The sequence below is a fragment of the Massilia aquatica genome (assembly GCF_011682045.1).
Classification (GTDB): domain Bacteria; phylum Pseudomonadota; class Gammaproteobacteria; order Burkholderiales; family Burkholderiaceae_D; genus Telluria_A; species Telluria_A aquatica.
In genome coordinates, this window is sequence record NZ_VVIW01000005.1 from 23,786 (window position 1) to 37,283 (window position 13,498).

General features: G+C 64.1%; 11 protein-coding genes. 3 read left to right on the top strand and 8 right to left on the bottom strand.

Annotated features, from left to right (window positions below):
- Positions 1 to 6 precede the first annotated feature (6 nt).
- On the bottom strand, positions 7 to 1,254 hold the full coding sequence (locus F1609_RS10795) for an efflux RND transporter periplasmic adaptor subunit (RefSeq protein WP_167076451.1): 1,248 nt from the start codon (positions 1,252 to 1,254) through the stop codon (positions 7 to 9).
- Between the two features lie 150 nt (positions 1,255 to 1,404).
- Between F1609_RS10795 and F1609_RS10800 the strand changes: the two genes are divergently transcribed.
- Positions 1,405 to 2,016: a TetR family transcriptional regulator gene (locus tag F1609_RS10800; protein WP_167076452.1), complete on the top strand. Its 612-nt coding sequence runs from the start codon at positions 1,405 to 1,407 to the stop codon at positions 2,014 to 2,016.
- 47 nt (positions 2,017 to 2,063) lie between these two features.
- On the opposite strand, the gene tal is transcribed toward F1609_RS10800, so the two are convergent.
- From tal to zwf, 3 genes are all read right to left on the bottom strand, one after another.
- Entirely contained in the window at positions 2,064 to 2,996 is a 933-nt protein-coding gene (gene tal / locus F1609_RS10805; protein WP_167076453.1) for a transaldolase, read from the bottom strand.
- A gap of 57 nt (positions 2,997 to 3,053) precedes the next feature.
- Positions 3,054 to 3,908, bottom strand: coding sequence for an SIS domain-containing protein (locus tag F1609_RS10810; protein ID WP_167076454.1), 855 nt, complete (start codon positions 3,906 to 3,908; stop codon positions 3,054 to 3,056).
- A gap of 106 nt (positions 3,909 to 4,014) precedes the next feature.
- Positions 4,015 to 5,481: a glucose-6-phosphate dehydrogenase gene (gene zwf / locus F1609_RS10815; RefSeq protein ID WP_167076455.1), complete on the bottom strand. Its 1,467-nt coding sequence runs from the start codon at positions 5,479 to 5,481 to the stop codon at positions 4,015 to 4,017.
- Between the two features lie 381 nt (positions 5,482 to 5,862).
- Here zwf and F1609_RS10820 point away from each other — a divergent pair, with 381 nt between their 5' ends.
- Complete coding sequence (locus F1609_RS10820; RefSeq protein ID WP_167076456.1) at positions 5,863 to 6,897, top strand: hypothetical protein; 1,035 nt, start codon at positions 5,863 to 5,865, stop codon at positions 6,895 to 6,897.
- A gap of 24 nt (positions 6,898 to 6,921) precedes the next feature.
- Here F1609_RS10820 and F1609_RS10825 read toward each other — a convergent pair whose 3' ends face one another.
- Positions 6,922 to 8,145, bottom strand: a complete 1,224-nt coding sequence (locus tag F1609_RS10825) for a sensor histidine kinase (protein ID WP_167076457.1) — start codon at positions 8,143 to 8,145, stop codon at positions 6,922 to 6,924.
- Positions 8,142 to 9,698 (bottom strand): ATPase domain-containing protein, encoded by a 1,557-nt coding sequence (locus tag F1609_RS10830; RefSeq protein ID WP_167076458.1) that lies wholly within the window; start codon positions 9,696 to 9,698, stop codon positions 8,142 to 8,144. Before F1609_RS10830 ends, F1609_RS10825 begins: the two co-directional genes overlap by 4 nt.
- 169 nt (positions 9,699 to 9,867) lie before the next feature.
- Between F1609_RS10830 and F1609_RS10835 the strand changes: the two genes are divergently transcribed.
- Complete coding sequence (locus F1609_RS10835; RefSeq protein ID WP_167076459.1) at positions 9,868 to 10,611, top strand: hypothetical protein; 744 nt, start codon at positions 9,868 to 9,870, stop codon at positions 10,609 to 10,611.
- A 218-nt stretch (positions 10,612 to 10,829) separates the two neighbouring features.
- On the opposite strand, the gene F1609_RS10840 is transcribed toward F1609_RS10835, so the two are convergent.
- Together F1609_RS10840 and pgi are read right to left on the bottom strand one after the other, a co-directional pair.
- Entirely contained in the window at positions 10,830 to 11,738 is a 909-nt protein-coding gene (locus F1609_RS10840) for an SMP-30/gluconolactonase/LRE family protein (protein WP_229421807.1), read from the bottom strand.
- Positions 11,738 to 13,381: a glucose-6-phosphate isomerase gene (gene pgi / locus F1609_RS10845; RefSeq protein ID WP_167076460.1), complete on the bottom strand. Its 1,644-nt coding sequence runs from the start codon at positions 13,379 to 13,381 to the stop codon at positions 11,738 to 11,740. The genes F1609_RS10840 and pgi overlap by 1 nt, the downstream gene beginning before the upstream one ends.
- Positions 13,382 to 13,498: the final 117 nt, after the last annotated feature.

Consider the following 13,498-nt stretch of genomic DNA (forward strand, 5'->3'; position numbering starts at 1 on the left):
ATATGTTTAACGTCCGGCGGCCGGCGCGGCGCTGGCCGCGGGCGCAGCGGCGGCAGCCGGCGCGGCGCCTGGCGCTGGCGTAGCGGTAGGCGTCCACGGCACCGGCTTGACCGTCATGCCGGGCATCTGCATTTTCTGGAAGCCGTCGACGACGACCTGCTCGCCCGGCTTGATGCCTTCGAGGACGATCCATTTGCCGTTCTGCTGCGACGCCACCTTGATCGGACGCGGACCCGGTTTGCCGTCCGGGCCGACGATGATGACCGTGTCGCCCTGGCTGCCGCGCGTGACGGCTTGCTGGGGAATGAGCATCCCGGCCGGCAGTTCGGCCTGTGACAGGCGTACCCGCACATACTGGCCCGGCAGCAGCATGCCATCCTGGTTGCCCACTTCGGCGCGCAGGGTGACCTGGCCCGAGGTCGGATCGACGCTCACGTCGGAGAACAGCAGCTTGCCCTTGTTCGGCAGTTCGGAGCCGTCTTCCATGATGATCGACACCGGCAGTGATTCGGCGTTGCGCACCTTGAGGTTGGCCGATTTGCGCAGGCGTTGCAGGTCGGTGGCCGACTGGGTGAAGTTGACGTAGACGTTATTGGTTTGCTGGATCAGGGCCAGCTGGGTCGCTTCGGTGGCGCTGACCAGCGCGCCTTCCGTGACCAGGGCGCGGCCGATGCGCCCGGAAATCGGCGCGGTGACCTTGGTGTAGCCGTTGTTGATCTGGGCGATCTGCACCGCCGCCCTGGCGGCCGCCACGTCGGCCTCGGCCTGCTTCTGGGTGGCGACGACGTTGATGTATTCCTGCTTGCTGACCGCGTTCGCTTCCACCAGCGGCTTGTAGCGCCCGGCCTGGGCGGCGGCCTGGGTCAGGTTGGCCTGGGCCTTGCCGAGGGTGGCCTGGGCGGAAAGCAGCGAGGCGGCGTACGAGGCCGGGTCGATCTGGAACAGTTCCTGGCCGGCTTTGACTTCGCTACCCTCTGTAAACAAGCGCTTGAGCACCACGCCGTTCACGCGCGCGCGCACCTGGGCCACGCGGATCGGTTCGACCCGGCCCGGCAATTCGGTTTGCAGGGCGACCGGCTCGAATTTGGCCGTGACCACACCCACTTCCGGCGGCGGGCGCTGGGCGCCGGCGCCTGGCGCTGCGTCTTTCTTGTCGCCGCAGGCCGATAACAAAGCCAGCGCAGCGAGGGTGCAGGCGGCGATCCGGCGCAGCGACGGGGACGCGGACGGGGAAGGGGGGAGGGTGTGGCGCATTACGTGTGCATCCTTTAAGTAGGCGACAAGCCGTCCTTACACCCGCCGTAGGGGTGTAATTACAACGTTCATCGCGGGCTTCTTGATTTTGGAATATACTAACATGACTGTATGTTTAACGTTTGACAGCCCCTGAAAGGGATTAGTTGCATGGTCCGCAGGACAAAGGAAGACGCGCTGGCAACGCGCGACAGCATCATGGACGCGGCCGAGCTGCTGTTCATCGAGCGGGGTGTGTCGGGAACGAGCTTGCAGCATATCGCCAGCGCGGCCGGCGTGACGCGCGGTGCGATTTACTGGCATTTTGAAGACAAGGGCGCGCTGTTCAACGCCATGAAGGAGCGCGCCACCATGCCGCTCGAAGCGGCGATGCGCATGCTCGATGCCGCTGCCGGCGAGGACCCGCTGGAGCATTTGCGCAGCTATGGGCTGTGCGTGTTCGACCTGGTCGTCGACGATCCACGGGCGCGCCGGGTGCTGGAGATCATTACCCTCAAGCTGGAGTATGTGGGCGAGCTGGAGGTTTTGCGCGAGCGGCGCATGCAGCATCGCGAGCATTTCCTGGCGAGCGCCGAACGGATCGTGAAGGAAGGGATCGCGCATGGCCGCTTAAAAGACACGGTCAAGCCGAAAGCGGCGGCGCTGGGGTTGTTCATCCTGATCGAGGGACTGGTGCGGGGATGGCTGACCAAGGCGGATTTCGATCTGCAGCAGCTGGGTGCGGAAATCGTCGATACGCATCTTGATTCTCTCCGCGCCTGAAAGGCGCCACGTCGTCCGGCAGTGCGCGGACGACGTGGCGGTAGTGATTAACGCATCCCGGTAATGATCTGTTTCAGCTTGCCCGAATCGGCGCAGAACGCGCGAATCCCTTCGGCCAGCTTCTCGGTCGCCATCGCATCTTCATTCATCATGAAGCGGAAGGTCTTCTCGTCGATCGCCACCTTCTCGATCGATACCGTGCCCGCGCCCGCAGTGAGCTTGCGCTCGACCGGCTCATTGCTGTCGGCCAGTTTTTGCAGCAGTTCCGGGCTGATGGTCAGCAGGTCGCAGCCGGCCAGTTCGAGGATTTGCGAGGTGTTGCGAAAGCTCGCGCCCATCACCTCGGTGGTGTAGCCGAACTTGCGGTAGTAGTTATAAATGCGCTTGACCGACTGCACGCCCGGGTCTTCCGCGCCGGTATACTCAAGGTCGTTGGCCTTTTTGAACCAGTCGTAGATGCGGCCGACGAACGGCGAAATGAGCTGCGCGCCCGCTTCGGCGCAGGCGATCGCCTGGGCCAGCGAAAACAGCAGGGTCATATTGCAGCGGATGCCTTCTTTCTGCAAAATCTCGGCGGCGCGGATGCCTTCCCAGGTCGAGGCGATCTTGATCAGGACGCGCTCGCGGCCGGCGCCGGCTTCTTCGTACAGGGCGATCAGCTCGCGGCCCTTGGCGACGGTCGCCTCGGTATCGAACGACAGGCGCGCATCGATCTCGGTGGAGACGCGGCCTGGAATGATCTTGAGGATTTCCATGCCGAAGGCAACCAGCACGCGGTCGATCACGTCGCCGGTGGACAGGTCGGGGAAGTCGCGCACGGCTTTTTCGAGCAGGGGTTTGTATTCGGGTTTTTGCACCGCCTTGAGGATCAGCGACGGATTGGTGGTGGCGTCGCGCGGCGTGTACTGTTTGATCGACTGAAAATCGCCGGTGTCGGCAACGACCTTGGTGAATTGCTTGAGTTGTTCGAGTTGGTTCATGGTTGCGCTAACGGGTAAGTAGATCAAACCTTATTGTACAACCATGTACCGCCTTGTCTATCCGATAAAGGAATCGAATTGCATGTCGAATTCCTGCAACGCTTTCTGCGCGTTCTGCATCTTCTTCCTGAACTCCGGCCCGCGTTGCAGGGCCAGCCCCACCGCCAGCACGTCGATCACCACCAGATAGGCCAGGCGCGCCGAAATCGGCGTGTACGGGTCGATGTTGAACACCAGGTCGATCGGGATCAGCACCGTGGCCATGTCGGCCAGCGGGGTGCCGGAAGGCGCCAGCACGATCACATCGGCCCCGCCACGGCGCGCCAGCTTGGCCGAGCGCACCAGCGCCGAGTTGTTGCCGCGCTGGGAAATGGCCACCACCGCGTCGCCCGCATGCAGCAGCGAGGCGGCAATGCTGTGGATGGCCGGGTCGGCATAGGCCACGGTGGGCACGCCGGAACGGAAGAATTTGTGCTGGGCGTCGGTGGCGACGATGCCCGACGTACCCTGGCCGTAGAACTCGATCTTTTTCGCGCGCGACAAAATATCGAGCGCGCGCTGGACCGCCTCCGGGTTGAGGTTGTTGCGCAGGTCGAGCAGGGTGTTGATGGAACGGCTGCAGATTTTGTTGACCAGGTCGGCCGCCAGGTCGTCCTGGGCCGGCTGCTCGTTGGCGCCGGGCAGGGCCAGGGCCAGGCCCTGGGCCAGTTTGAGCTTGAACTCGTGCCAGCCGTCGTAACCGAGCGTGCGGCAAAAGCGCACTACGGTCGGCTCGGACACCTGTGCGCTCCTGGCAAGCGCGGTGATGTTCTGGCTGACCGTGGCCGACGGTTGTTCAAGCACCGCCAGCGCGACTTTTTTCTCGGACTTGGAGAGCGAGTCGAGCTGGGTGCGGATGGAATCGAGTAACACTGGCGTTAGTCTTCAGGGAGAGGTGAAGCAGGGGTTTCGCGGTGCACCGCACCGCGCCTGCGTAACGGTCTTGCCATGCATGGCAAGACTCCTTGCGCTCCCATTATTAGTCTTCAGGGAGCGCTTCTTCGCGCCACTGTAAGCCATCGCGTCCGATCAAGGCGCTGGCTGCGGCAGGGCCCCAGGTGCCGGCGCTGTACGGAATCGGCACGCTGTCTTCCTGGTCCCAGTGATCGAGGATCGGTTCGACCCATTCCCACGCCGCTTCCAGTTCGTCGCCGCGCATGAACAGGGTCAGCTGGCCGCGCAGCACGTCCAGCAGCAGGCGCTCGTAGGCGTCCATGCGCGGGGTCTTGAACTGCTCGCGGAAATCGAGTTCGAGTTCGGCTTGTTTCAGGCGCATGCTGTCGCCCGGGGTCTTGGCCATCAGGTTCAGCGACAGGCCTTCGTCCGGTTGCAGGCGGATCACAAGGCTGTTGGGCTGGAAGCTGCTGGTCGGCTGGTTGAAGATCGAGTGCGGAATCTGCTTGAAGCGCACCACGATTTCGGCCAGGCCGTCGGCCATGCGCTTGCCGGTGCGCAGATAGAACGGCACGCCGGCCCAGCGCCAGGTATCGATTTCGGCCTTGATGGCCACAAAGGTCTCGGTGCGCGACTGCTGCGGCGCATCCGGTTCGTCGCGGTAGCTCGGCACGGCCTTGCCATCGACATGGCCGGCGCGGTACTGGCCGCGCACGATGTTCTGCGCCAGGGTGGTCGGGGTAAAGCGCTTGAGCGAGCGCAGTACCTGCAGCTTGGCGTCGCGCACGGCGTCGGGCGCGATCGAGGTGGGCGGCTCCATGGCGACGATGCACAGCAGTTGCAGCAGGTGGTTTTGCAGCATGTCGCGCAGGGCGCCGGAGGTATCGTAATAACCCATGCGGTTGCCGACGCCGATTTTTTCGGCGATGGTGATCTGCACGTCCGAAATCCATTCGCGGCGCCACAGCGGCTCGAACAGGATGTTCCCGAAGCGCAGGGCCAGCAGGTTCTGCACGGTCTCTTTGCCGAGGTAGTGGTCGATCCGGTAGATCTGCGATTCGGCGAAGACCTTGCCGACTTCGGCGTTGATCTGCTTGGCCGATTCGAGGTCGCGTCCGAGCGGCTTTTCGAGCACCACGCGCGAGTTGGCGGTGGCAAGACCGGCGCTGGACAGGTTGTCGCAGATTTGCGCAAACAGGTGCGGGGGCGTGGCCAGGTAGTAGACGCGGGTGATCTTGTCGTCGTTGCGCAGGGCTTCGACCAGGGCCGGGTAGGTGGCGGCGTCGGTGGCGTTGAGCGAGACGTAGACGATGCGCTTGACGAACTTGGCCCAGCCTTCCTCGACCAGCTTTTTCACGTGCGGTTTGGAGGTGCTGTCGACCGTTTGCAGGAATTCTTCTTGCGAGATGTCGTTGCGGCCGACGCAGATGATGCGCGCGGTCTGCGGCAGGTCGTTGGCGACATCGCGCGCGTACATCGCAGGAAGCAGCTTGCGCATCGACAGGTCGCCGCTGCCGCCAAAAAGAACGAGGTCAAAATCGGTAAGAGCCATAGTGTGTGATCGCAGAAAGTAGGGGGCCGGATGATGATGCCGCTAGTTGCCGCCGGCTGGCGCACGCAAGGGAGCACAAGCAGAAAGGGTAGCGAAGCTGTTTGTGTAAATTTACTACATATATAAGGGGTTCGCAAGAAATTTTACTACGCGTTTCCAGATCGCGCCGATTGGATGCGCCTTCCCGAAAACCTAAGGATGCCGCAAAGCCGGCGCTCGCCGCGCTGATAACCTTGATTGCAACGGACGGGGTAGGGCGGCCGCACGGCCTGCCTGTCCCGTCCCCGGAGCACAGCCGTTTCAAGGTATGTGCAACCGGCATGTTTCCGAATCGAAGCGAATCGAATCGTCGACATGCTCCTTACCTTTCGGAGATCCATCATGCAAGCAATCCACCAACGCAGGGCCGTCCTGGCCGTCCTGCTGGCCAGCGCCGGCGCCGCGCTCGCCCAGGAACAACATGGACACGCGGAGTTTTGCGCGCCGGCGACCAAGCCGACGCCCGTCCTGAGCACCAGCGATTTCGATGGCGACGGGACGGTAACGCGCAACGACATCCGCCTGCTCAGGCAGCAGCTCAGGTCGGGCCAGTACATCGCCTTCTTCGACCGCAACGCCGACCGTCTGCTCGACCGCAAGGATATCGCGATCGCGACGGCCGAAGCCGGGTCGCAAAGCACGCAACTCGACCGCCAGCTGGCTGCCGCCTACGCGCGAACCAAGGCCTACCGCAACATCCGCAGCGCCATCCGCGCCGGTTTCGTTCCCTGGACGCCATCCTTCCACGGCCACGGCGCGCACTGGGTGCAGCGCCCGGAAAAAGGCTCGCTCGGCTACGCGTTCGACCCCGGCGCGCCGGAAGGGCTCAATTACGATGCCAAAGGGCGCCTGTGGGCTGTTTTCTACTATTCCGGGCCCTCGCCGACCCGCCTGGATGGGACAAAATATCCTCCGGGAGACAGTTTCGTGCCCTTCGCGCACTTGTATGGGGACGGATTTGCCGGCGAGCAGGACGTCTGGCACCATCACAACGGCGTTTGCTTTACCGGGCTGAACTACGAACATCCCACCCTGGATGCGCGCAAACTGTCGTTCCGGCAAGGGCTGAGTCCGAAACAGTGCCTGCCGGGAAATGCCGTCGCGAAAGGCTTGCCGGTCGCACCGGACGTCAAGTGGACGCCCCAATTTCACATGCTGCACGCCTGGATCTACGAGTTGAATCGCTGCGGCACCTTTGCCCACGCGCATCCGGATCTTGCACCGGGTTCCCCGCCGCTGGAAAGTAGCCTGGCGACACCGAACGTCGATCCGCAGGACCCGCATCCGGCCTATCCGTTCGCCAGGGGGACCATGTGCGCCTGGCTCGGCGAACTGGGCCAGGTGGCGCCGTTCTGTACGCAGCAGAAGCAAGAATAGTGGCGCGCTGCGGGGAGGGCCCGCTTACTTCACCGGCAAGCGGATGGTAAACGTGGTCCCCTGGTCCTTGCCCGCACTGGCCACCGACAGCGAGCCGCCGTGCAGCTCCACCAGATGGCGCGCGATATACAAGCCCAGTCCCAGCCCGGCGGCATTGGCGTGCCGTTGCAGGTTGAAGGCCCCGAACACGTGGGGCAGGTCGTGCGCCGTGATGCCCTGGCCCGAATCGGCGACGGCGATATCAACCTGCTCGGCGCCCTCGCTGATCGCCACGCGGATGGTGCCGCCGCGCGGCGTGAACTTGATGGCGTTGAACAGCAGGTTCCACAGCACCTGCTGCAAGCGCCGCCCGTCGGCCTCCAACTGCACGCGGTCGCCGTAGTCGACCGGCGTGACCGCCAGCATGATCCCCTTTTCGCTGGCGCTGCCTTCCACCGTCGACAGGGCGTCGCGCAGCACCTGGCCCAGCATCACCGGCGTACGCGTGATCGACATTTGTCCGGTCAGGGTGCGCGCGGCGTCGATCAGGTCGTCGATCATGGCCGCTTCCTGGCCGATGTGCACGCGCATCGCCATCAAGCCGGTTTCCACCTTGGGCGGCAGGTCGCTCACGGTTTTGAGCAGCACCTCGATGCGCATCGACAGCGCCGACAGCGGGGTGCGCATCTCGTGCGACACCGTGGCCAGGAACAGGTCGCGCGCGCGGTTGACGCGATTGAGTTCTTCGATGGTTTCGCGCTGGCGGTCGATCGACCCGGCCAGCGTTTGCAGCAGCGCGCCGTAGGTGGCCAGGCGCGCTTCGGAGACGGGCGACTCGAGCCGCACCTCGCTCCACAGCGCATTGCCCGACACGCCCACTTGCGCGCCGATGCTCTCGCACGCCATCGGCGAGCTGAAGTCGTTGAAGCGCCAGCCGTACACCAGAACACCGTACACCTGGCCGAACTGGGTCAGCGCCAGGCTGCACACGCGCATGCCGTGAAAGCTGCTTTCTTCGGCGCTCTGGCCGGCGAACACGCGCGCGGCGATGCGCTTCTCCAGGGCCGTGCCGGGACCGTCGTCGCGCCACAAGGAGGACGTGGCGAGCACGCGCGCGGTGGAGGAAGCCACCAGCGGCCCCAGCTGGCGCCAGCCGCGCACGTCGTACAGCGACACCGTCAGGCCGCTGGCCTGCGAAAACTGGGTCAGCGGCGTGACCCATTCATCCCAGTCGATGCCGGCATCGCCGGCGACGGCAAGGTTGATCATGCCGGATTATCGGTCGGCAGTTCGACCGAGTCGGGCAGCGGTGCTCCGCGCGCCACCGCGTCTTCGACCAGGGGGCTCTGGCGCGACGGCGAGCGCGAAAGCAGGCCGTAATACGAGGAAAACGGCAGCTGCGGCACCACCCCGGCCGAATCGGCATAGCCGCCTTCTTCGTCGAGCAGCTGCAAGCCGCCCTCGGCGATCACGTATTCGCGCGTGATCTGGCGATTGCGGCTGCCGCGCACCTTGGGCACGGCGATCGCGCGCCGCAGCACGGTGGAGATTTCGACGTAGTTGAGCAGGATGATGTTGTCGACCAGGTGCGAGCCCTTGAGCTCTTCGCTGATCTGCGAAATGCCCAGCAGCTCCGGGCTCTCGTAATTGAAGACGATGGTCGCCAGCCGGTTCTTGAAGAAAGTGGCCAGCGCGTACAGGTAGTCGGCCACCTCGCTCGGGCTGGTCATTTCGTACACCGCGCACGAGTCGAACACCACGCAGTCGATGCCTTTTTCCTCGACCAGCTTGATGATGCGGTCGAAGTGGATATCGAGTTCGAGTTCGAGCGGCGACTCGTAGTGGATGAACAGCTCGCCCTTGTCGACCAGGCCGGCCAGGTCGAAACCGAGGGTGGCGGCGTTGCGGATCAACTGGCGCGGGTGTTCGTCCAGGCTCACCAGCAAGGTCTTGTGGCCGGTGCCCACGGCGGCGGTCAGGAACTGCACGCTGAACACGGTCTTGCCGGTGCCCGAGATGCCGCTGACCATGGTGACCGAGCCGGCGTACAGACCGCCGTCCATCATCTCGTCGATGGCTTTGGAGCCGGTCGAGATGCGCTGGTCGGAGGTTTGCTGGTCGATCAGGCTGATGGGGCGCGACTGCGCGCGCCGGTAGACGTGCACCCCGCGCCCGGCTTCGATGCGCATGGTGTGGCTGCCAGCGATGAAGTCCTGGCCGCGCGACTTGAGCACCGTCAGGCGCCGGGTGACGCGGCGGCGGTGTTCTTCGCGCGTGAGCGAGATGATGGTATCGAACACGAAGCGCTCGTGCGACGGCACCGAACCGAGACTTTCATCGCGTTCGGCGGTGACCATGGTGGTCACGCCCATGCGCGCCAGGCCTTCGATGAGCAGGTGCACGTCTTCGCGGAACGGCTTGTCGTGCACTTCGGCGTACAGGCGCATGGGCGTGAGGCCGTCGATCAGCAGGCGCTTGGCGCCGATCGACCTGAGGGCGTCGGCAAAGGCGCCGTCGGCGTTGCGGAACTCGCTGAGCAGCACGGCGGGACTGGTCTGGATCACCTTGATCTTGCCGGCGTCGATCAGGCCTTGCAGGTCCCAGTTGAAACCCGAGGCGTCGCGCAGCAGCTTGGCCGTATCGAGTTCGAACGAGACGATGGCGCCCGGTTCGTCGTACAGGGCCGCGCCGGCATAGATGAAGCCCAGGCCGAACGTGGTCTTGCCGGTGCCGGGCGCGCCTTCCACGATCAGGTTGTTGCCGCGCGGGATGCCCCCGAGCAGAACTTCGTCCAGTCCGGTGATGCCTGTATTGACCAGCATGTTCAAGTGACTTCCTTCAGTGTATTTTTTGCATTCTCAATAGCACGCTAGTTTATCACCGGGCATGGAATCGTTTCTGCACAACTGGCATTTTGCCGTGCACCGTTGTTAGAAGGTATATTACTCGCCGGAATCGGTACTTCGATGGCGACTAAACGACAGGATGGCGATGAAATACTTGGTAATGATGGGTTTGCTGGCCGCCGGTCCCGCTTGCGCGGGCGGGTTTGAGGACATGAAGAGCGCGCTCGCGCTGTTGCAGGGCCAGGGGACCTTGCGCGCGGCGTACGAGGCGCGCGAGACGCACACGGAGTTCGACGCCAAGCCGCTCAAGGGGCCGGAAACGGCGATGGTGGTGGCGCAGGTGGAGGATGATCCGGGCGGGCTGGAAATCCGCTGGGACCGCGGGCTGCTCAAGCGCGCGGCGGACGAGTCGAGCGTGGCGAAGGGGGCCAGGCGCAAGCAGGCCTTGTCGCAACTGGTGGGATCGAGTTCGGCGCCGCGCCTGGCGGTCGCGATGAATTACGCGCCGCGTTTGCTGCAGTCGCTGTCGATTGCGCAGTTCAAGTCGGAGCGCGCCGATACCTACCAGGGCAAGCCGGCCAGGCTGGTGGAGCTGGTGATGGCGCCGCAGGAAGAGGTGAACCAGAATGTCAGCATCAAGGAAAACACGATCGAAGCGCGCTTCTGGCTCGGGCCCGACGGGGTGCCGCTGGGGGCAGTGACGACGCACACGGTCAAGGCCAAGCTGATGGTGTTCATGTCGTATGAGAAGACCACGAAGGAGGAATTCACGTTCGGGGTGGTGAACAACCGGCTGGTGGTGCTCAAGCGCGAGATGCAGGGGAAAGAAAAGGGGCCGGGGACGGAGAACGAGTTCAAGAATTTGTATACGGTGACGCCGAAGTTGTAGGCGTATCGTAGCAGTAGCAGTAGCAGTAGCAGTACCAGAGCAGCAGTAGCAGTAGCAGTAGTAGTACCGGAGCATTCGCAGCAGTAGCAGTAGCGCATATCGCTTACCCGAGCACCGTCTTCCCCGCGAAGGCGGGGATCCATAGCACCGTTGAGCAAAGGTGCTATGGATCCCCGCCTTCGCGGGGAAGACGGTTTTGAGGCGAGCGGTCCATCATATTACGGCTGGTACGCGTACTCCTCCCGCCCGGCCACGTCCACCTTCATTGACAGCACGCAGCCATTGAGCGGATAGCTCGCGCGCTCCGCCTCCGGCCGCCCGTGGCTGGCGCTGGTCACATACAAAGTCCGCAAATCCTCGCCGCCGAAGGCGATCATGGTCGGGCACTTGACCGGCAGTCTCACTTCACGCAGCAGTTCCCCCGACGCCGCAAAGCGCAGCAGGCGCGCGCCTTCGAACATCGCGCACCAGTACGCGCCTTCGCTGTCGACCGCGGCGCCGTCTGGCCGTCCACCGTAGTCAATCGCCTTTTTATCGGCCGAAAACAGCTGGAATGTCTCGCGCGCCCTGGCTTCGCCGCTGGCCACATCGAAGCGATAGCGGTCGATCCGGTGCGACGCGGTATCGGCGTGGTACATCGCCTGCCCGTCCGGCGTGAAACCGAGTCCGTTCGAGTTCATCATCCCGCCCGACCATTTGAGGCTGACAACGTCTTTCTCCAGGCAGAACATCTGCGCCGCCTGCTGGTCGCGCGGCTCGTAAATGGTGCCGACCCAGAAGCGCCCGGCCGCGTCGACCCGGCCATCGTTAAAGCGCGTGGTGGCGGTGTCGTACGGCGCGGGGGCGATGTCGGCTACTATTCCGCTGTTCGTATCAAGGTGCACGAAGCCGGCGCGCGTGGCCACCACCAGGCCGCCGCCGGCGTGGATGGCCAGCGCCGCCGGTTCGCTCGCCATGCGCCACTCGCGGTGCGCGCCACTGGCCGGGTGCAGCGCGTGTACCGTAAAGCCGCCGATGTCGACCCAGTACAAGGTCTGTTCGCCCGCATGCCAGAGCGGGCATTCGCCCACCAGCATCGGGGTGTCGTACGCGACGGCGATGTTGTCAACCACGGCGCCGGTACCCATTACACCGCCGCCTTCGCCATGGCGATCAGGCCATTGGTGGAGCTGTCGTGCAGCTCGGGCTGGGGCTCGCCGGTCAGTTCCGCCTCGATCTTCTTGGCCAGCACCTTGCCCAGTTCAACGCCCCACTGGTCGAAACTGTTCACGTCCCAGATCACGCCCTGGACAAAAGTCTTGTGCTCGTACAGCGCAATCAGGGCGCCGAGCGTGTAGGGCTTGAGGTACTCCATCAGGATGGTATTGCTCGGACGGTTGCCGGGGAAGGTCTTGTGCGGCGCCAGCGCTTCGATTTCGGCCAGCGACAGGCCCTGCGACTGCAAGTCGATGCGCACTTCGTCGATGGTTTTGCCGCGCATGAAGGCTTCGGACTGGGCGAAGCAGTTCGCCAGCAGCGCGGCATGGTGGTTTTCCAGCTCGTGGCCCGGGCGCAGCGCGGCGATGAAGTCGATCGGGGTGATGTCGGTACCCTGGTGCAGCAGCTGGAAGTAGGCGTGCTGGCCGTTGGTGCCGCAGTCGCCCCAGATCACCGGGCAGGTCGGCGTGTCGACCGGCTGGCCGCCCTTGGTGACGCGCTTGCCGTTGCTTTCCATGTCGAGCTGCTGCAAATACGCCGGGAAGCGGTTCAGGTCCTGGTGGTAGGGCGCGATCGAGACCGAGCCGCAACCGAGGAACTGGCGGTTCCAGAAGCCCACCAGCGCAAGCAGCACCGGCATGTTCGCTTCCAGGGGCGCTTGCTGGAAGTGCTGGTCCATCGCGTGCGCGCCGGCCAGCAAGTCGCTGAAGTGGCCAAAACCCACCGCCAGCGCGACCGACAGGCCGATCGCCGACCACACCGAATAACGCCCGCCGACCCAGTCCCAGAACGGGAACATATTGGCCGGGTCGATGCCGAAGGCCTTGATCGCTTCGGTGTTGGTGGAGACGGCGACAAAATGGCGCGCCAGCGCGTCTTCCGGCGCGTGCTGCAGGAACCAGGTGCGCGCGGTCTGCGCGTTCATCATGGTTTCGGTGGTGGTGAAGGTTTTCGAGGCGATGATGAACAAGGTCGTTTCGGGATTGACCTTGGCGAGCGCGGCGTCCATGTCGTGGCCGTCCACGTTGGAGACGAAGTGCATCGTCAGGCGCGGGTGCGCGTATTGACGCAGGGCCAGGCAGATCATCTTCGGTCCCAGGTCGGAACCGCCGATGCCGATGTTGACGATGTCGGTGATCGGTTTGCCGCTGTGGCCAAGCCAGGTGCCGGCGCGCACGGCGTCGGTGAAAATGCGCATCCGGTCGAGCACTTCGTGGACGTCGGCGTTGACGTCCTGGCCGTCGACCACCAGCGGCGTGCCGCGCGGCGCGCGCAGGGCGGTGTGCAGCACGGCGCGCCGTTCGGTGAGGTTGATGCGCTCGCCGGCGAACATGGCGTCGCGCTGGGTTTCGACGCCGCGCTCCTGCGCCAGGTCGATCAGCAGTTCAAGCGTGCGCCCGTCAAGCCGGTTTTTTGAATAGTCTAGGAACAAGCCCGCCGCATCGACGGTCAGTTTCGGGAAGCGTTGCGGGTCGGCGGCAAACAGGCCGCGCAGTTCCCAGTCTTCGGCCTCGATGGCGTGCGTTTCGAGGGCCTGGAAGCTGGCGGTGGAGGTGAGGGCAGGCTGGCGCATTGGTACTCGCTGTTCGGTTGGTTAGAATCGGGTGCCGGCCGCGCGGCCAGCGCATCGAAGAAGATTATCGAATAATACAGAAATTCACGTAAATTCACTACAAAAAACTGGCAGCCT